We start from the raw sequence: 18,804 nt of genomic DNA, 5'->3' as shown, positions 1-18,804 counted from the left end.
TTCTGTAACGAGAGGTGCGCTCCCCGGAAACTCCAGGAGGAGGGATTTCTCGACACTGCACCCGATCGAAGGGGACCGGTGCTATTTCCGGATGACCGGGCGCACACATGCCCGTACCGGCCCGGCGGGAGGCCGGACCGGTACGGGTCGGGGGTGCGCTCGCGGGTCAGCGGACCGGCAGCGGCGGCTTCACCGGCAGCTCGGGCGCGGCGACCGGAGGCTTCACGGGCAGCTCCGGGACCTCGACGGGCGGGTCGACGGGCACCTCGGGCGGGTCGACCGGCGGGTCGACGGGCAGCTCCGGCGCGTCGACCGGCAGCGAGGGCAGCGCCGGGAGGCCCGGCAGGTTCGGCGCGGGCAGACCGCTGCCGAGCACGGTGGCGACGGCGAGGTTGACCAGGGAGGTCAGCGTGGCCGTGACCTGCGGGACGACTCCGGCGGCGTCCCCGGAGGTGACGGCGGCGAGCAGCCCGGCGACGGCCTTCTCGACGGTGGCGAGCGCGTCGTCCACCACGTCGGCGGGGGCGGCCTTCGCCGTCGCGGCCGCCTTGGCGCCGGCCGCGACGGGCAGGGTCACCGGCGGCTTCACGGGCGACCCGACCGGGGTCTCGGCGGCGGGCGGGGTGACCGGCAGCTCAGGGGTGGTCGGCAGCTCGGGGGTGGTCGGCAGCTCAGGGGCGCCCGGCGCCTCCGGAGTCTCCGGCAGCGGCGCCGGAACCGTCTCCTTGACCTGGTCGAGAGCGGCCTGGATCTTCGCCTTGAGGGCCTCGGCGTCGGCCGCCGGAAGCTGACCGCCGTCGGCCTTGAGGGCGGCGGCGAGGAGTTCGGTCACGGGGGTCGCGACCGCACTCATGTCCCCGAGCGCCTTGGTCTGGGTCAGCAGGGCGGCGGCGTCGGGAAGCGGGGCGCGGGCGGCCCGGTCGGCCGCGCGGGAGGGGCGGTGTTCGTCGGCGAAGGCGGGTCCCGCCATGCCGAGGGTGAGGGCGGCGGATATCGCCAGGGCGGTGAGACGGCGTGAAGCCAGGGGACGCATATGTGTTCCTTTTCCTTATGCGTCGGACAAATGCTCTCCCACCGTGCCTGCGGGTATAGCCCTCCGCAACCGCAGAACTACTGAGCGCCACGCCTCCGTTCGAGTGAATCCACCCCCGGGCCTGCTCCGCCGGGGGGCGTACGCCGTTGCACCGGACGGCGCACGGGGGTGCGTCCGAACGAGTACCGATCCAGTGGCCGCAAGGGAAAAGCCGGTGCGCCCGCCCCGAGGGGAGGGCGCACCGGCTTCGGAAGGACCGATCCGACGTGCGAGATCAGGCGTTGACGCAGGTGTTGCCGAAGGTCGGGTTCAGCGCACCGATGACGCTGACGGTGTTGCCGCAGAGGTTGACCGGCACGTGCACCGGGACCTGGATGACGTTGCCGGAGCCGACACCGGGGGACTTCACGGCGGCGGCCTCGGCGCCGGCGTCGGCGAAGGCGGCACCGGAGGCACCGGCGACCGCGGCGGCGGCACCCACGGTCAGGACGGCGGCCTTGGCGATACGAGACATGGAGAAGTTCTCCTCGATCGATTTCCAACTCGGACTGCGCGGACTGTTCGGCCCGGCTCCCTCAACAACGCTCCTGCTTTTCATCGGTTGCTCTCCCGAACGGGTGACGTTCAACCGATCTTTGGCTTGCGGCAGGGCCATTCGAGCGACGGGCCGGGGAATGGCGCAACACGCACAACGAGGAACCTGCCGCACGGATACGGGAGTTAGCGTTTCCGAGCATCTAATGCTTACTATCGCTCCGCGTCGGGGTTATAACGTTCCCGAACGTTGCTTCCGGGCCCGCCGCGCGTTCACCCATTTCGTGCGGACGACACCTCCTCCTCCCCCGATCTTCACGGGTCTTCCCTTCCTTCTCTCATCAAAGCGGAGAACCTGTATGCGGAATTCAGCGGTTCTTGCTGTGCGTCGCGGCGTGTTGTGCGCCTTGTCGTGCGCGGTGCTGACCGCCGCGCCGCCGCTCGCCTCCGCCGCCGCGCCGCCCGCGCCCGGGGAGGCCGCCCGGATCCCCTTCGCCGCGCGCTACCAGGCCGAACTGCACGGCGGGATCGTGCGCGCCGCCAACACCTCGGCGAAGGGCGCCCGGCCCACCGGGACCTCGAACGACGGGGCGACGATCGGCTACGTCGACGTGGACGACGACCCCAACACGTACAACTCCAGCCGCGCCGAACTGCCGGTGCCGGCCGGCGCCCGGGTCGCCTGGGCCCGGCTGTACTGGGGCGGCAACCTGCGCGTGGGCGAGCAGAAGCCGCCGAAGGACAACGGGCGGGTGCTGATCGCGGAGCCCGGCGGGCGGTACAAGGCCGTGCTCGCCGACACCCTGACGGGCCATCGGACCGCCGACGGCGCCGACGCCTTCCAGGCGTCCGCCGACGTCACCGAGCTGGTCCGGTGGGCCACGCCGGGGCAGTGGACGGTCGCCCAGGTGAACGTCGCCATGGGCCGCAGCGAGGTGGGCGGCTGGGGCGGCTGGACGCTGGTCGCCGCGTACGAGAAGGACGGCGAGCCGCTGCGCCGGCTGAGCGTCTGGGACGGCTTCGAGACGGTCGGTCCGCGCTCCGGCGAGCTGCGCGTCGCACTCGACGGGCACCGTTATCCGAAGGACACCGAGGGGCGTCTCGGAGTCGTCGCCTATGACGGCGACCGGGGGACTTCCGGGGATTACCTGGAGGTACGGACGAGTCGCCAGAAGGGCACCCTGCTCGGGGATTCCGCCAATTCCGTGAACGACGTGCTGAACTCCAGCATCACCGAATTCGGCAGGGCCGGGACGACACGCTTCCCCGCCGCCCGGAACACCCTCGGGTACGACTCCGACATCTTCGATCTGCGGGGGGCGCTGCGCCAGGGAGCCGATCGTGTCCAGGTGCGGCTCGGCAGCCGTGAGGACACCGTCTGGCTCGGCGCGCTCTTCCTGCAGGCGGACGTACGGCGCTGACGTGCGGGCCCCGATCGAGACGGACCCCGGGTCCGTCACCGTCCTGCACGCGGTCCAGCCAGGCGACGGCGGGGTCGCCCGGGTCGTCGTCGACCTGGTGCGCGCCCAGCGCGCGGCCGGGCTGCGCCCCGTGGTCGCCTGCCCGCCCGGCACCGCGCTCGCCGCGGAGCTGCGCGCCGAGGGCGCCGAGGTCCACGACTGGCGGGCCGGCCGGGACCCCGGTCCCGCGCTGGTCCGGGAGACCCGCGAGCTGGCCCGGGTCGTCCGGGCCGTGCGGCCCGGGCTGGTCCACGCGCACTCGGCGAAGGCGGGCCTGTGCGCCCGGCTCGCGGTGCGCGGCCGGATCCCGACCGTGTACCAGCCGCACGCCTGGTCCTTCGAGGCCGTCACCGGCACCACCGCCGAACTGGCCCGCCGCTGGGAGCGGTTCGGCGCCCGCTGGACCGACCGGATCCTCTGCGTGAGCGGGGCGGAGCGGCGTACCGGCGAGCTGGCCGGGGTCGAGGCCGCCTGGTCCGTCGTGCACAACGGGGTCGACGTGGCCCGGTTCGCGACCGACGGGCCCGCCGGGAATCCGGCGCCCACCGTGGTGTGCGTGGGCCGGCTCTGCCGGCAGAAGGGCCAGGACGTGCTGCTCGCCGCCTGGCCCGCGGTCCTCGCCGAGGTTCCGGGCGCCCGGCTCGTGCTCGTCGGCGACGGGCCGGACGGGGAGCGGCTGCGGGCCGCCGCCGGTCCCTCGGTGCGGTTCACCGGCGCCGTCGGCGACACCGTGCCCTGGTACCGGGCGGCGGACGTCGTCGTGCTGCCGTCCCGCTGGGAGGGCATGGCGCTGGCGCCCCTGGAGGCGATGGCGGCGGGCCGGCCGGTCGTCGTCACCGACGTCGACGGGGCGCGCGAGAGCCTGCCGCCCGGCCATGAAGCCGCGTGCCTGGTCCCGCCCGAGGACCCGGCCGCCCTCGCCGCCGCTCTCGGCCGCCTGCTCGGCAGGCCGGAGTTGCGGCACCGCCTGGGCCGCGAGGCCCACGAGCACGTCCTCAGCAGTTTCGATGTGCGGCGCACCGGCGCGGCCGTCGCGGAGATCTACCGCGAGCTGGCCGGAGTGCGGGGCACCGAACACAGAGAGCCGATTGCGCAGTGACCACGGAAAGTACCAGCGTTCCTTCCTCACCCGGCCCGTGGCCGGTCGCGGGCCCGGCGTTCGGGTCCGCCTCGCTCGCCACCCGGCGGCGGCTGTCCGGCCGGCTCGCGCTGCCGCGCCACCGCGCGTCCGCGCGGCCCGGGCCGGGGGCGGGGGTGCTGCGGGCCGTCGACTGCCTGGCCGTGCTCGCCGGTGCCGCGCTGCTGGGGCCCGCCCACCAGGATCCGCGGCTGCTGCTGCCGGTGGCCGCGCTGCTGCTCGTCCTGCACGGGCGCGGCGGTCTGCACCGGCCCGCGGCGCACGTCCGGCTGCTCGACGAGCTGCCCGCGCTGGCCTCCCGGGCCGGGGTGGTGTGGTGCGTGGCGGCGGCCGGTGCCGCGGCGTGGTCGCCGGAGCTGGCGATCGGGCCGCTGCGGCTGTGCGCGGCGTACGGCGCGCACGTCGGGGTCGTGTCCGTGCTGCGGGCGGTGCTGCTCGCGCGCGGGCGGCGGATCGCCCGGGAGCGGCCCCGTTCGGCGCTGGTGGTGGGCCCGCCGGCGGCGGCCCGCCGGTTCGCGGCGGCGGCCCTCCAGCACCCGGAGTACGGGATGCGGCCGGTCGGGATCGTGGGGCTGCCGGACGCGACGGTCGGCGAGCAGCGTCCGGTGGAGCCGGGGCTGCCGCTGCTGACGACGGCGGAGGAGATCCGCCGGGCGGTCATCCAGAACACGGTCCGCGAGGCGGTGTTCCTGGCGGACGAGCCGGAGCTGGTGACCCTCTTCCAGCACTACGGCTGCGTGACCTGGCGGGTCGGCGGGGAGCGGTGCGACGGGCCGATGGGCGAGCACGTGTGGGGGTACGCCCGCCGCCGGCTCGTCCCGCAGACCGAGCGGCGCGGGGCGCTGGCCAAGCGCGCTCTGGACATCGCGCTGGCCGGTCCGGCGCTGGCGCTGGCGCTGCCGGTGCTCGCGCTGTGCGCGCTGGCGGTGCGGCTCTCGGACGGTCCCGGGGTGCTGTTCCGGCAGGAGCGGGTGGGCCAGCACGGGCGCCACTTCACGCTGCTGAAGTTCCGTACGCTCCGGCCGTCGGACGAGACGGAGTCCGCGACCCGGTGGAACGTGGCCGGGGACCGGCGGATGAGCGCGGCCGGCGGCTTCCTGCGGAAGTCCTCGCTGGACGAGCTGCCGCAGCTGTGGAACGTGCTCCGCGGCGATATGAGCCTGGTCGGGCCGCGGCCCGAACGGCCCTACTTCGTCGCGCAGTTCAGCAAGATCCACGCGGGGTACGCGGCCCGTCACCGGATGCCGGTCGGGCTCACCGGTCTGGCGCAGGTGAACGGGCTGCGCGGCGACACCTCGATCGAGGACCGCTGCCGCTTCGACAACCACTACATCGACCACTGGTCGCTCTGGCAGGACGTGTGCATCCTGGTCCGCACCGCGGCCGGTCTCGTCCGACCGACGGGGAGCTGAGATGGCGACGGCCGTGACGACGGCGCCGGTCCTCGCGGGGACGCCGGACGCCCGGGACTGGGCGCGCCGCGCCGGTGCGCTCTCCCCGGTGCTCGCGGTGATCGCGCTGCTCCTGGTGCCGGGCGGCGGCGGGGCGCAGGGCGGGACGGGCGGCACCGGCACGGTCGCCGACGCGGCCTCGGGGCTGCTGGTGCTGGTCTGTCTCGTCCGGGTCGTGCGCGGCGGGGTCCGGCCGCTGACCCGGACGGCGGCGGTCGTGCTCGGGCTGCCGGTGTTCGGTGTCTGCCTGGCGGCGATCACCTCGAACGACCCGGCGTCGAGCCTGCCGGGCGTCGCCCGTTACGTGCAGGTCTTCGTGCTGGTCCCGGCGGCGGTGCTGCTGATGGTGCGGGACCGGCGGGACTTCGCGGTGGTGGCGTGGGGTCTGGTGGCGCTGGCGCTGCTCCAGGGCGCGGTGGGCGTGACGCAGTACCTGACGGGGACGGGCGCCTCGTACCAGGGCGAGGACATCCGGGCGGTGGGCACCTTCGGGGCGACCGACGTGATGGGCATGGCGACGGTGGTGGCGTACGGCCTGGTGATCGTCACCGGGATCGCGCTGGGCTCTCCGGCGGGGCGGACGCGGACCGCCGCGCTGGTCTGCGCGGCGCTGCTCGTGGTGCCGCTGACGCTGTCGTTCAGCCGCGGCGCGTGGATCGCGACCGTGCTGGCCTGCGGGATCCAGCTGCTGCTCGGCGGGGTGCGGCGGGCGGCGCGGGTGGCGCTCGCGGTGGGCGCGCTGGCGGTGGTGCTGGTCGGCGGGCTCGGGATCGGCTCGGCGATGGTGAAGGAGCGGGTCACCAGCATCACGCGGGTGACGGCGGCGCCGGACCAGTCGGTGACGGACCGGTACACGATGTGGGCGGCGGCCGGGCGGATGTGGGCGTCGGAGCCGCTGACCGGGGTCGGGCTGAAGGGCTTCCCGCAGTACCGGGACTCGCACGCCTCGGTGGCGCTCTCCTCCGGCAGCGACACCGCCGGCGCGGGCGCGGGCTTCCGGAAGCAGCCGCTGCTCTCCCCGCACAACATGTACCTGCTGGTCCTCAGCGAGCAGGGGCTGATCGGACTGCTCGCGCTGGCCGGGAGCTGGCTGGCGCTCCTGGTGGGCGCGCTGCGGCGGCGCCGGTCGGGCGCGGACTGCGCGCTGGTCGCGACCGGGCTGCTGGCCTGGCAGCTGATCGACTTCTTCTACGCGGACATCGGCGGCCCGTCGACGGTCCTGATGTCGGTGGTGTTCGGCCTCGCCGCCTGGTGGGCGCTGGCACCCGGCCGCGAGGGGGCGGCGGAGGTGCGCGGTGCGTGACCCGTGGGCCGGCCCGCCGGATCCCACGGACGCGTACGTCGCGCCCCCGGGGACCGGCGGCGCCGCTGCCGTACCGCCGTGTCCGCCCGGACCGCAGCACGGCGAACCCCTGACCGACCCCTGGTCCCCGATGCCCCCGGACGCCACGGACTCCCCGTGCGCCCCGGGGGCCGCCGTGCTGCCGGGGGCCGTGTCCGCGGAGCCCGGCGCCGACGTGTGGGCGCCCGCGCCCGGTCCGGCCGGCGCCTGCGGCGCGGCGGAGGTCCCGGCCGGCGGGCCGGGGCCGGCGACCGCCGTCCTCGCGCCGCCGCGGACCGGGCGGCGGGCGCACGCCCGGGTGAAGGCTCCGGCGGCGGGCGGTCAGAAGCGGGGGTTCCTGGCGAAGGCGGCGGCGGTGACGGCGGGGCTGACCGCCGTCGGGGCGGTGCTCGGGCTGGTCCGGGACCAGATCCTCGCCGGGTACTTCGGGGCGGGCGCGGAGACGGACGCGTTCCTGGTGGCGTGGACGGTGCCGGAGTTCGCGTCCACGCTGCTGATCGAGGACGCGATGGCGCTGATCCTGGTGCCGGCGTTCTCGCGGGCGCTGGCCCGGCGGGCGGGGACGCTGTTCGGGGACCCCGTGCGGGAGCTGGTCCGGGGGACGCTGCCCCGCCTCACGCTCGCGGTGGGGGTGGTCGCCGCGGTCCTGATCGTGGCCGCGCCCGCCGTCGTCGGGCTGCTCGCGCCGGGGCTCTCCGACCCGGGGCTCGCGGTGGACTGCACCCGGCTGACCGCGACCTGCGTGCTCACCTTCGCGCTGGTCGGCTACTGCTCGGCGGCGCTGCGGGCGCACCACGTCTTCCTGCCGCCGGCCGCGATCTACGTGGCGTACAACGTCGGCATCATCGGCACGATGGTGCTGCTGCGCGAGCCGTGGGGGGTGCGGTCGGCGGCCGCCGGGGTCGCGGTCGGCGGGGTGCTGATGGTGCTGGTGCAGGCACCGTCGCTGGTGCGGGCGCTGCGGGCGCGGCCGGTGCCCTCGCGGGAGCCGGAGGCGCTCGCGCCGGGGCTCGGCGGGGACGGGCGGCTCGTGGTGTTCGGGCTGATCGCGCCGGTGGTGGCCTTCTCGCTGACCCGTCAGTCGCAGACGCTGGTGGAGCGGTTCCTCGCCGCGCCGCTGCCGTCCGGGGCGATCTCGCACCTGAACTACGCGCAGAAGATCGCGCAGATGCCGATGATCCTGTCGCTGATGCTGTGCACGGTCAGCTTCCCGGTGGTCGCGCGGGCGCTGGCCGCGGGCGATCCGGAGGGGGCGCGGCGGCGGGTCGAGCGGGATCTGCTGCTCGCCGCGGTGGTGGTCCTGGTGGGCGCCTCGGTGGTGATCGCCGCCGCCCCCAAGATCGTCGAACTGCTGTTCCAGCGCGGGGAGTTCGACCGTACGGACACGGTCGCCACCGCCGCCGTGATGCGGGTCTACGCGCTCGGGCTGCTCGGCCAGACCATGGTCGGCGCCCTCGTCCGCTGCTACTTCTCCGCCGCCCGCCCGCTCTGGTACCCGGCCGCCGCGATGGCCGCCGGGCTCGCCGCCACCGCCGCCGCCGGGGTGCCCGGCGCCGCCGCCTGGGGCGCCGTGGGCCTCGCCGCGGCCAACGCGCTCGGCATCACCCTGACCGCCGTCCTGCTGCTGCGCGGCGCCCACCGGCAGACCGTCCCGGTCCGCTCGGACCAGCTCGGCGAGGGCCTGCTGCGGCTCGCCACCGCCGCCGCCTGGGCGACCGGCGCGGGCTGGCTCTGCTCCGTGGCGATCGACCCGCCGCTGGTCTCCCTCCTCGTCGCCGGCCTGGTCGTCGCCGGGGTGTTCCTGCTCTTCGTCGCCTGCGCCGCCAAGGCGCCGGAGATCCCTCCCCTCCCCCACCGCTCCACCCGATTCCGAAGGACCGCCCATGCCCGCCCCCACCGCGCTGCGCCGCCTGCTGCCGAAGCCGCCCCTGTGGGCGAAGCCGCCCCTGTGGGTGGCGATGTACCACTCGATCACGGACACCGCTGACGACCCGTACGGGGTGACCGTCTCCCCCGTGCGCTTCGCCCGGCAGCTCCACTGGCTGGGCGACCGGGGGCTGCGCGGGGTGTCGGTGCGCGAACTGCTCGCCGCGACCGCCGAGGGACGGGCGAAGGGACTGGTCGGCCTCACCTTCGACGACGGGTACGCCGACTTCCTCGACTCGGCGCTGCCGCTGCTGCGCCGGCACTCCTTCACCGCCACCGTGTACGTCCTCCCGGGCCGGCTCGGCGGCGTCAACGACTGGGACACCGAGGGCCCGCGCAAGCCGCTGCTCACCGAGGAGGGCATCGAGCGGATCGCCGCCGCCGGCATGGAGATCGGCTCGCACGGCCTGACCCACCGGCGGCTGACGGAGGCCGACGACGCCACCCTCGCCGACGAGACCCGGCGCTCCCGGGCCCTCCTGGAGGAGATCACCGGCGGCCCGGTGGACGGCTTCTGCTACCCGTACGGGGCGGTCGACCCGCGGGTGGTCCGGGCGGTCCGCAAGGCCGGGTACGGCTACGCCTGCGGCATCGACCCCGGCCCGCTGACCAGTGCGTTCGCTCTGCCGCGCGTCCACATCGGCGAGACCGACACCTCCTGGCGGCTCACCGCGAAACGGGCCCTGCACCCGCTGCGCCGCCGCCACCCCGCCGAGCTGATCCCCGCCCGGTCGGGCCCGGCCGCGGCGGTGCTCGGATGAGGGTCCTGCACGTCATCACGGGGCTCGGCATCGGCGGCGCCGAGCAGCAGCTGCGGCTGCTGCTGCGCCATCTGCCCGTCCAGGGCCGGGTGGTGACGCTCACCAACCCGGGCCCGGTCGCGATCGGCATCGAGGCCGATGGCACCCCCGTCACCCATCTCGGCATGACCGGCAACCGCGACCTGGGCGCGCTGCCCCGGCTCGCCCGGCTGGTCCGCGAGGGCGGCTACGACCTCGTCCACACCCACCTCTACCGGGCGTGCGTCTACGGCCGGCTCGCCGCCCGGCTCGGCGGGGTCCGCCGGGTCATCGCCACCGAGCACTCGCTGGGCGAGTCGCAGATCGAGGGCCGCCCGCTGTCGGCGGGCACCCGCGCGCTGTACCTGGCCTCGGAGCGGCTCGGCACCTCCACGGTCGCCGTGTCGGCGAGCGTGGCCCGCCGGCTCGCCGACTGGGGGGTGGCGCCGGACCGGATCGAGGTGGTGCCGAACGGCATCGAGACCGGCCGCTTCGCCTTCGTCCCGCGCGCCCGCCGCCTCACCCGGGGTGTCCTCGGCATCCCCGAGGACGCGTTCGTCGTCGGCGGGGTCGGGCGGCTGGCGCCCGGGAAGCGGTTCGACCGGCTGATCCGGGCCGTGGCCTCGGTGCCGGAGGCCCGGCTGCTGCTCGTCGGCGACGGCGAGCGGCGCGAGGAGCTGCGCGCGGTGGCCCGCGCGTGCGGCGCCGCGGGCCGCGTCCACTTCTTCGGTGCCTGCGAGGACCCGCCGGCGGACCGCCCCGCCGGGCCGATGCTTCCCGAACTCCTCGCCGCCATGGACGTCTTCGTCTCCACCTCGCCGGACGAGACCTTCGGGCTCGCCGTCGTCGAGGCGGTCGCCGCCGGACTGCCGGTGCTGTACGTGGCGTGCCCGGCGATCGAGGACCTGCCGGCGGACGCGGCGCCGGGCGCCCGCCGGATCGGCGAGTCGGTGCCCGAGCTGGTCGGCGCCCTGCGCGAGCTGCGGACCGCGCACGCCCCCGGGCGGCCCGGGCGCCTGCCGGTGCCCGCCGCCGCCCGCCACTACGACATCGCGCGCAGCGCCGACCGGCTGATGACCCTCTACGAGCGGGCCGTCGAGAGCCGCCCCGGCCCGTGAACCCCCTCCTTCCAGCCCCCTGCCCGTCCCAGCGAGAGAGCCCGTCATGACCACCACCCCACCCCGCGCCGTCCGACTGCCCGCCCGACTGCGCTCCCCCGGCCGCTGGGCGGTGCTGCCCGCCGCCGTCGTCGCCGGGGCCGCGCTCGGCGGCGGCTACGGGGTCGTCAAGAGCCCCGAGTACGCGGCCGTCAGCCATGTCATCGTCGTCCCCGGCGAGAAGTCCGACCCGGCGGCGGCGCTCGGCTTCGCCCAGGCGTACGGCCGGGTCGCCACCGACATCGCGGTCACCGGCGACGCCCAGGTGTGGGCGGGCGTCACCGCCGCGACCCTGCGCGAGAGCGTGACGGCGGAGACCTCCCCGGACGCGCCGATGATCTCGATCACCGCCCGCGCCCCGAAGGCCGCGCAGGCCGTGTCCATCGCCGACGGAGTGGCCCGCTCGCTGGTCCTCAACTCCTCGCACGTCGCCGGCAGCACCGGCGTGAAGGTCGTGCAGTTCTCCCGGGCGACCAGGCCGACCGCCCCGGTGTCGCCGTCCGCGCCGCTCTCGGCGCTGGTCGGCGCCTGTGCCGGCGGACTGCTCGGCGGCCTCGCGCTGCTGGTCCGGCCGAAGCGGGCCGCCGGGCGCGGCGAGGGCCGCCACTCCCGCCCGGCCGCCCCGGCCGCGGGCACGGCCGCCGTGCCCGCGCCCGCCGCCCACCAGCCGGAACCGGAGGCGGTGTGACCTTGGGAAGAGCATTCCGGACCGAACTGTGCCGGGACACCGAGGGCTTCGGACGGCTGGCGGCCGAGTGGACCGACCTGTACGGGCGCTGCTCCTCGGCCACCCCGTTCCAGTCCCACTCCTGGCTGCACTCCTGGTGGCTCTCGTACGGACGTCCCGGCGCCCTGCGGGTGGTGCTGGTACGGGACGGGGCCGGCGCGCTGGTGGCGGCGGCGCCGCTGATGCGGGCGGCCGGGCCGCTGCCGGTGCTGACCCAGCTCGGCGGCGCCATCACCGACTTCACCGACGTCCTCCTCGACGACGAGCGCCCGGAGGCGGCGGCCGCCCTGGCCGGCGCGATCGCCCGGACGGCCCGCGGCAAGGTCGTCGACCTGCGGGAGGTGCGGCCCGGCGCCGCCGCCGAGCGGGTCTTCGCCCAGTGGCGCGGCCCGCGCCGCCGCCTCCCCGACTCGCTCTGCCTGGAGCTGCCCGCCGTCCCCATGGAGGGCCTGCTCGAACGGATCCCCTCCGGGAAGGCCCAGCGGGTCCGCGCCAAGCTGCGCAAGCTCGACGCCCTCGGCATCGACGCGCACGTGGTGACCGGACCCGACGTGCCGGCCGCCCTGGACCGGCTGCTGACCCTCCACCAGCTGCAGTGGCGGGGCCGCGGGGTCACCGCCGAACACACCAGCGAGCGGTTCGCCCAGCACCTGACCCGGGCGGTCCGGCCCATGGTGGAGCGCGGCGACGCCATGGTCACCGAGTTCCGGCTCGGCGGGGACGTCGTCGCCGCCGACCTCACCCTGATGTCCCCGCGGCTCGCCGGCGGCTATCTGTACGGCGCCGATCCGGTGCTGCGGGAGCGCAAGGTCGACGTCGCCGCGATGCTGCTGCGGCACGGGGCCCGGGAGACCAGCGCGGGCGGCCGGGCCACGCTGAGCATGCTGCGGGGCAGCGAGCCGTACAAGCACCACTGGCGGCCGGAGCCGGTCCGCAACCGGCGGCTGCTGCTCACCGGCCGCGGCACGGCCCCGCTGCTGTGGCTCCACGCCGGCGCGGCGGACGCGCGGCGGTGGGCGGCCCGGCAGGCGCGGGAGCGGGCCTGGGCCGGCCGGCTCGCCGCCCGCCTGCCCGGCCGCGCCCCCGCGTCCTGCGACTGACCGGACCCGTCAGAAGGGCCAGACGCCGTTCAGGGCTCCCTTCCAGTCGAGGGCGGCGTCCAGGTCGGCCTTCCAGTCGGACTCCTTCCACCCGGTGTCCTTGGGCACGCACACCGGCCCACCGATCCAGCTCTCCACCCAGTCCCCGAGCTCGACCTTCCAACAGTCGGGCTTCGGCTCGGGCTTCGGTTCCGGCTTGGGCTCGGGCTTCGGCTCGGGCTTGGGTTCCGGCTTGGGCTCGGGCTTCGGCTCGGGCTTGGGCTCAGGCTTCGGCTCAGGCTTCGGTTCCGGCTTGGGCTCGGGCTTCGGTTCCGGCTTGGGCTCAGGCTTCGGTTCCGGCTTGGGCTCAGGCTTCGGTTCCGGCTTCGGCTCGGGCTTCGGCTCAGGCTTGGGTTCCGGCTTGGGCTCAGGCTTCGGTTCCGGCTTGGGCTCAGGCTTCGGTTCCGGCTTCGGCTCGGGCTTGGTCGGATCCACCGGGTCTACGGGGTCAACCGGATCCACCGGGTCGACCGGATCCACCGGGTCGACGGGGTCGACGGGCCGGATCCACCGGATCCACCGGATCCACCGGATCCACCGGATCCACCGGATCCACCGGATCCACCGGATCCACCGGATCCACCGGATCCACCGGCACCGAAGGCTCCACCCCGTACAGCATTTCCCGGAACACCCGTGACGACTGCGGATTCCGGTCGCACTGCCAGACGCCGTGCGGGCAGTAGTCCGTGATCGTGTGGTACAGCGGCTTGTGGTCGCGGATCCATTCCAGCATCCGCCGCATGTACGTCGGATTGTCGCCGTTCCGGAAGAGCCCCCACTCCGGGTAGGAGATCTGCTTTCCGTGCTCGGCGGCGAAATCGACCTGCTTCTGGAGTCCGTACGGCTCGTTCACGTGCCGGTCGAAATCGGCGCCGGAGGGCTGGTCGTACGAGTCCATGCCGATGATGTCGACGACGTCGTCGCCCGGGTAGCACTCGGTCCACGGCACGGCGTCCCGGCCCCGGCTCGGGTTGAAGTCGAAGCGGAACTTCTGGCCGGGCACGGACCGCATGGTGGTGACGATCCGGTTCCAGTACTTCTTCCAGGCGGTCGGGTCGGGACCGCAGCGGTGGGTGTAGGTGGTGCCGTTCATCTCCCAGCCGAGGACGAGGACCGTGTCCAGGGCCCCGGCCTCGACCAGCCGGCGGGCGAGGGTGCGGAAGTGGTGGTCGTAGTAGCCGGCCGCGCCGAGCTGGAGCTGACGGCGTACCTCCTGGTCGGGGATGCCGGCCTCGTTGCGTTCCAGCATGGGGACGTTGAGCACGAAGATCCGGTCGGTCTTCGCGTTGCGCCAGTCGGCCCACGCGTCGAGGAAGCCGGGCGGGCCCTCGATGTTGGACCAGAGGTCGCCGGGCAGGTACGTGTGGCCCACGCGGAGCTCACGGCCGCCGAGCCAGCGCTGCAGCTGGGCGATCCGGGTCACCCCGAGCGAACCGGAATCGAGGAAGGCTCCCATGGCGCTGGTGGCGGGGAGAGTCGGACCGGGGTCCTCCGTCGTTAGGGATGCGGCGGCGTGGGCGGGTGCCGACAGCACGACCGAACCCGAGGCGAGGAGGCCGGCGGTGATCACCCCCAGCCATTTCCGTCTTCTTCTCGGTGTTCCTCCGACAGGTTCCATGGCCGCTCCTTCACACGCACGCCATTTGACGATCAGTCATTCCGATGTTCAGAAAGTATTCCTAATGAGCCGACCGTGAACTCCGCTTCCCTCCGCTCCGTAGTCCATTAGAGGATTTCATCGCCCAGTTGGGGCACCCGAGATGAAGGGGCGAATGCCCGTGCCTCCTTTCGACACCCGCGTACCCGCAGTCCTCGTGCGGCTGGACCGGAACCCCTTCCATCACGGGACCCTCGGCGCCGCCCGCTCCCTGGGCCGGGCCGGCGTCCCCGTCCACGCGGTCGTCGAGGCGGCCGGCAGCCCGGTCGCCCGCTCCCGGTACGTCCGCTCCGCCCGCCCCCGGCCCGCCTCCGCCGCCTCCACCGAACTCGCCGCGCTGCTGCTCCGGATCGCCGGCGAGATCACCGACACGCCGTCAGATCCGGTGCTCGCCGTGCCCCTGGACGACGTCAGCGCCCTCGCGCTGGCCCGCCGCCGCGCCGACCTCGCGGGCAGGATCCTGCTCCCCGAACAGAGCGAGGAGCAGCTGCTGAAGGTCGCGGACAAGGCCGCCCTCGCCGCGACCTGTGCCGCGCTCGGCCTCCCCCACCCCCGTACCGAACTGCCGTCCGGCGCCGACGAGGCCGCCGCCATGGCCTGGGCGCTGGGGCTGCCGGTGGTCGCCAAGTGGAGCCGCCCCTGGCTGCTGCCGGCCGGATCCGGGCTGCGCAGTACGACGATCCTCCGCTCGCTCGCCGACGTGCGGGAGCTGTACGGGCGCACCCCGCAGGCCGGCAGCCGGCTGCTGCTCCAGGAGCTGCTGCCGCCGGGTCCGGGCCTCGACTGGTTCTTCCACGGGTACGCGGACTCCGCCGGCCGCTGCGCCGCCGGGGCCACCGGGCGCAAGGAGCGGTCCTGGCCGGACGGGGCCGGGCTCACCGCCGTCGGCCGCTGGACGCCCAACCCGGACGTGGACCGGATCGCCCGCGCGCTCCTCGACGCGCTCGGCTACCGGGGCGTGTGCGACCTCGACTTCCGGCTCGACCGGGACACCGGCGCGTACCACCTGCTCGACTTCAACCCGCGCCCCGGCGCCCAGTTCCGGCTCTTCGCCGACCCCGCCGGGCTCGACGTGGTGCGGGCGCTGCACCTGGACCTCACCGGCCGGCCGGTGCCGCCGCACTCCCCCGCGTACGGCCGCCGGTTCGTCGTGGAGAACTACGCGGCGCTCTCCCTGCTCACCTCCCCGCGCCGCCGGTACGCCCCCGAGCCGGGCGCCGTCCGGGGGCCCGCCGAGCGCGCCTGGTTCGCCGCCGACGACCCGGCGCCGGCGCTCGCCATGGGCCGCGCCTGGCTCGCCCATCTGCTGCGCCGGGCCCTGGCGGCGGTACGGCGGCGGCTCGCGGCCGGCCGGCCCCGGCACCCGGCCACCCTGCCGGGCCCCGCGACCCGCGGCTCCTCCACCCAGCTCACCCAGCGATGAAGACGGAAGACACGATGGCGAACGCGAAGACGACGGCCCGTCCGGTGCACGACCTGGTGGTCGTCGGGGCCGGTCCCTACGGGCTCTCGGTGGCCGCGCACGCGGCGGCCCACGGGCTCCACCCGGTCACCTTCGGCCGCCCCATGGAGTCCTGGCACGCCATGCCCTCCGGGATGTTCCTGAAGTCCGAGCCGTGGGCCTCGCACCTCTCCGACCCGGCGGGCGCGTACGGTCTCGACGCCTACGCGTCGGAGCGGGGCACGCGCGCCGAGCACGGCGTCCCGCTTCCGGTCTCCTTCTTCGCCGCCTACGGCGACTGGTTCGCCCGGCGGGCCGTCCCCGCCGTCGACGAGCGGATGATCGCCTCGGTGGCGCCCGCGCCGGAGGGCTTCCTCCTCACCGCCGAGGACGGCGGGACCGTGCGGGCCCGCACGGTCGCCCTCGCCGTCGGCGTGCTCCCCTTCCTGGAGGTCCCCGGCCCGCTCCGGCACCTCCCCCGCCGGTACGTCACCCACTCCAGCCACCACGGCGAACTGGCCGCGCTCGCCGGGCGGGACGTCACCGTCGTCGGCGCCGGGCAGGCCGCCCTGGAGACGGCCGCGCTCCTCGTCGAGGCCGGCGCCGCCGCCGTCCGGGTCCTCGCCCGGGCCGACCGGCTCCGCTGGAACACCCTGCCGCCCGCCCTCGACCGCGGCCTGTGGCCCACCCTGCGCGCCCCGCACACCGGCCTCGGCTGCGGCTGGCGGAACAAGCTGTACGCCGACACCCCGGGCGTCTTCCGGCGGCTGCCCGCCGCCACCCGGGCGCGGCTCTTCGGCTCGGCGCTCGGCCCGGCCGGCGCCTGGTGGCTGCGCGAGCGGTTCGCCGCCGTCGGCGACGTGCGCCTCGGCCACCGGATCACCGCGGCCGCCGTCACCGGCGACGACCGGCTCCGGCTCGACGTCGAGGGCCCGGACGGGACGGGCGTCCTGGAGACCGACCACGTCGTCGCGGCCACCGGCTTCGTGCCGTCCCTCGACCGGGCCGGGGTCCTGGACCCGGCGCTGCGGTCCGCGCTGCGCACCGTCGGGCCGGCCGGCGCCCCCGAGACCGGTGCGCTCTTCGAGTCCTCCTGGCCGGGCCTCTTCCTCGCCGGTCTGCTCACCGCCCCCTCGTACGGCCCCTCCATGCGCTTCGTGTTCGGCGCCGGCTACACGGCGGGCCGCCTGGTGAAGGGGGTCCGGCGGCGGCTGCGCGCCGGGGGCCGGGGCGGTGCCGTGGTGGGGCGGCCCCGCAGCGGCGAACGGGCCGCGCGGGTGGGGGCGTAGACGCGGACCGGCCCCGGGGGGCGGATGCTCTCCCCGGGGCCGGTCCTTGGCCGTCCGCGTGCGCGGAGGCCCGGCTCAGGCGTTGATGCAGGTGTTGCCGAAGGCCGGGTTCAGCGCACCGATGAGGTTGAGGCTGTTGCCGCAGGCGTTGATCGGCACGTGGATCGGGATCTGGACGACGTTGCCCGAGAGGACACCCGGCGAACCGACGGCGGCACCGTGCGCCTCGGCGTCGGCGAAGGCGGGCGTGGCCGCGCCCATGGCCATGATGACTCCGGCAATGACGGCAGCAGCCTTCTTGCACTTCATTTCGTCTGGTTCCTTTCCGCGGCGGAAGATCGGCCTCCGCTGCACACACGGACAACGACAGGCTTCCGCGAAGGAAACCGGGATCTCCGCTCCGGGTGCGGCATTCACTCCGTTGCGCACACGACACAGGGCCGGAGGAAGGATTTCCTCCGGCCCTGCGGCGCGCTTTCCGGATCAGCTGTTGCCGATGCCGTTCCCGGAGAGGACCGGGATGTCCTCGACGAGGTGCGACAGCGGCTCGTCGCCCTTGGCCTGGGTCGAGTTCTCCGCGCACTGCTGGTTCTGCGGGGAGGACAGCACGTTGACGTCCTGGACCGCGACGGGGACGAGGATGCCGACGACGGAGCCGACGTTGCCCTTGACCGGGGCGCCGAGGCACAGCTTGTTCAGCGAGCCCTGGACGGCCGAGAACTGCGGGCTCATGTCGCCCTTGGTCTTCGAGTTGCCGAACGACTGGTGGGCGCCGTTCCCGGAGAGGGAGGTCGTGCCGCCGTCGTTGGCGATGGCCATCGCGGGAGCGGCGGCCGCGGCGGCGACGCCGACGGCCGAAGCGGTGACGGCCGCGGCCGTCATCATCTTCTTGATCACGGTGATTCCGTTTCTCTTCCCACCAATCGACCTGATTGATGCGACCGGATCAACACGCTTGCCGGGGAGGAGGTTCCGGCGCTTCACCCGATCGACTGGGAACCGCGACGAGCGCTGCCCCGCGCGCTCCGCCATCGGGGTGACAGGGCGGAACCCGCCGGTCCGGGGCGAGTTGATCAGGGGGCTCCCTGCACGGAGCCGGTTCTAGAAGGGAACTCCCGTGATCAAGAAGGTCATGGCCACCGCGGCCGCCGCCGCCTCGATCGTCGGCGCCTCCGCCGCCGCGGCCACCCCCGCCCTCGCCATCGCCGACGACGGCGGCACCACCTCCAAGAGCGGCAACCACGCCCACCAGGAGTACGGCAACTCCTACACCCACGGCAACATGAGCCCGCAGTTCGCGCTCGTCCAGGGCTCCCTGAACAAGCCGTGCGTGGGTCTGCCGGCCAAGCTCAACGCGGGTTCGATCGTGGGCCTCGTCCCGATCTCCGTCCAGGACATCAACGTGCTGTCCTCCCCGCAGAACCAGCAGTGCGTCGAGAACTCGACGCAGGCCAAGGGCGACGAGCCGCTGTCGCACATCCTGGAGGACATCCCGATCCTCTCGGGCAACGGCGTGGCCAACAGCTGACGTCCCGCCTCCCCGGCGACGTCCGCGCGTCGAGGGGCCGCCCCGCCAGGGCGGCCCCTTCGCACGTCTCCGGCCCGCTAGCGCGGCCAGACGGGAGTGGACATCAGCCGTTCCCATTCGCGGTCGGGCATTCCCGGGACCGTCCGGCCGGCCTGGGCCCACTGGGTCACCAGGGCGGAATAGACGGGGAATTGCCCGGT

General features: G+C 74.9%; 18 protein-coding genes. 12 read left to right on the top strand and 6 right to left on the bottom strand.

Annotation, left to right across the window (positions count from 1 at the left end; genetic code table 11):
- Positions 1-166 precede the first annotated feature (166 nt).
- Complete coding sequence (locus IF73_RS0128395) at positions 167-1,033, bottom strand: hypothetical protein (protein WP_051717395.1); 867 nt, start codon at positions 1,031-1,033, stop codon at positions 167-169.
- Positions 1,034-1,307: 274 nt separating this feature from the next.
- Positions 1,308-1,547, bottom strand: coding sequence for a chaplin (locus tag IF73_RS0128390; RefSeq protein WP_031013083.1), 240 nt, complete (start codon positions 1,545-1,547; stop codon positions 1,308-1,310).
- Between the two features lie 379 nt (positions 1,548-1,926).
- On the opposite strand from IF73_RS0128390, the gene IF73_RS0128385 reads away from it, so the two are divergent.
- From IF73_RS0128385 to IF73_RS0128345, 9 genes are all read left to right on the top strand, one after another.
- Positions 1,927-2,988, top strand: a complete 1,062-nt coding sequence (locus tag IF73_RS0128385) for a hypothetical protein (RefSeq protein WP_031013082.1) — start codon at positions 1,927-1,929, stop codon at positions 2,986-2,988.
- A gap of 1 nt (position 2,989) precedes the next feature.
- Positions 2,990-4,126, top strand: a complete 1,137-nt coding sequence (locus IF73_RS0128380) for a glycosyltransferase (protein WP_051717394.1) — start codon at positions 2,990-2,992, stop codon at positions 4,124-4,126.
- Complete coding sequence (locus tag IF73_RS0128375; RefSeq protein WP_031013079.1) at positions 4,123-5,577, top strand: sugar transferase; 1,455 nt, start codon at positions 4,123-4,125, stop codon at positions 5,575-5,577. The genes IF73_RS0128380 and IF73_RS0128375 overlap by 4 nt, the downstream gene beginning before the upstream one ends.
- Position 5,578: 1 nt before the next feature.
- Positions 5,579-6,919, top strand: a complete 1,341-nt coding sequence (locus IF73_RS0128370; protein WP_051717392.1) for an O-antigen ligase family protein — start codon at positions 5,579-5,581, stop codon at positions 6,917-6,919.
- Between the two features lie 130 nt (positions 6,920-7,049).
- Complete coding sequence (locus tag IF73_RS0128365; RefSeq protein WP_420706589.1) at positions 7,050-8,945, top strand: lipid II flippase MurJ; 1,896 nt, start codon at positions 7,050-7,052, stop codon at positions 8,943-8,945.
- Positions 8,842-9,645 carry a polysaccharide deacetylase family protein gene (locus tag IF73_RS0128360; protein WP_051717390.1) on the top strand — a complete coding sequence of 268 codons (804 nt, stop codon included), beginning with the start codon at positions 8,842-8,844 and terminating at the stop codon, positions 9,643-9,645. Before IF73_RS0128365 ends, IF73_RS0128360 begins: the two co-directional genes overlap by 104 nt.
- Positions 9,642-10,781, top strand: a complete 1,140-nt coding sequence (locus IF73_RS0128355) for a glycosyltransferase (RefSeq protein WP_031013070.1) — start codon at positions 9,642-9,644, stop codon at positions 10,779-10,781. The genes IF73_RS0128360 and IF73_RS0128355 overlap by 4 nt, the downstream gene beginning before the upstream one ends.
- 46 nt (positions 10,782-10,827) lie before the next feature.
- Entirely contained in the window at positions 10,828-11,508 is a 681-nt protein-coding gene (locus IF73_RS0128350) for a hypothetical protein (protein WP_031013068.1), read from the top strand.
- 2 nt (positions 11,509-11,510) lie between these two features.
- Complete coding sequence (locus tag IF73_RS0128345; RefSeq protein WP_031013066.1) at positions 11,511-12,647, top strand: GNAT family N-acetyltransferase; 1,137 nt, start codon at positions 11,511-11,513, stop codon at positions 12,645-12,647.
- Positions 12,648-12,656: 9 nt separating this feature from the next.
- Here the strand turns inward: IF73_RS0128345 and IF73_RS41630 are convergent, their stop codons facing one another.
- Both IF73_RS41630 and IF73_RS38870 read right to left on the bottom strand, forming a co-directional pair.
- Positions 12,657-13,166 carry a hypothetical protein gene (locus tag IF73_RS41630; protein ID WP_199806732.1) on the bottom strand — a complete coding sequence of 170 codons (510 nt, stop codon included), beginning with the start codon at positions 13,164-13,166 and terminating at the stop codon, positions 12,657-12,659.
- Positions 13,135-14,307, bottom strand: a complete 1,173-nt coding sequence (locus IF73_RS38870) for a glycoside hydrolase family 26 protein (RefSeq protein WP_199806731.1) — start codon at positions 14,305-14,307, stop codon at positions 13,135-13,137. The genes IF73_RS41630 and IF73_RS38870 overlap by 32 nt, the downstream gene beginning before the upstream one ends.
- 154 nt (positions 14,308-14,461) lie before the next feature.
- Here IF73_RS38870 and IF73_RS0128330 point away from each other — a divergent pair, with 154 nt between their 5' ends.
- The gene (locus IF73_RS0128330; RefSeq protein WP_031013062.1) at positions 14,462-15,769 is read left to right on the top strand and encodes an ATP-grasp domain-containing protein; all 1,308 of its coding nucleotides are present in this window, start codon (positions 14,462-14,464) and stop codon (positions 15,767-15,769) included.
- Positions 15,770-15,813: 44 nt separating this feature from the next.
- On the top strand, positions 15,814-17,076 hold the full coding sequence (locus IF73_RS0128325; RefSeq protein WP_031013061.1) for an FAD-dependent oxidoreductase: 1,263 nt from the start codon (positions 15,814-15,816) through the stop codon (positions 17,074-17,076).
- Positions 17,077-17,151: 75 nt separating this feature from the next.
- Here IF73_RS0128325 and IF73_RS0128320 read toward each other — a convergent pair whose 3' ends face one another.
- Together IF73_RS0128320 and IF73_RS0128315 are read right to left on the bottom strand one after the other, a co-directional pair.
- Positions 17,152-17,385, bottom strand: a complete 234-nt coding sequence (locus IF73_RS0128320) for a chaplin (RefSeq protein WP_031013060.1) — start codon at positions 17,383-17,385, stop codon at positions 17,152-17,154.
- Between the two features lie 174 nt (positions 17,386-17,559).
- A complete protein-coding gene (locus IF73_RS0128315; RefSeq protein ID WP_319010284.1) occupies positions 17,560-17,970 on the bottom strand; it encodes a rodlin in 411 nt (136 codons plus the stop codon).
- A gap of 223 nt (positions 17,971-18,193) precedes the next feature.
- Between IF73_RS0128315 and IF73_RS0128310 the strand changes: the two genes are divergently transcribed.
- Positions 18,194-18,604 (top strand): rodlin, encoded by a 411-nt coding sequence (locus IF73_RS0128310; protein WP_031013058.1) that lies wholly within the window; start codon positions 18,194-18,196, stop codon positions 18,602-18,604.
- Positions 18,605-18,804 lie beyond the last annotated feature (200 nt).

It is taken from the genome of Streptomyces sp. NRRL F-5727, from assembly GCF_000719555.1.
Classification (GTDB): Bacteria; Actinomycetota; Actinomycetes; order Streptomycetales; family Streptomycetaceae; genus Streptomyces.
The sequence above is the reverse complement of the archived record's forward strand: the minus strand, read 5'-3'. Positions and strand labels throughout refer to the sequence as shown.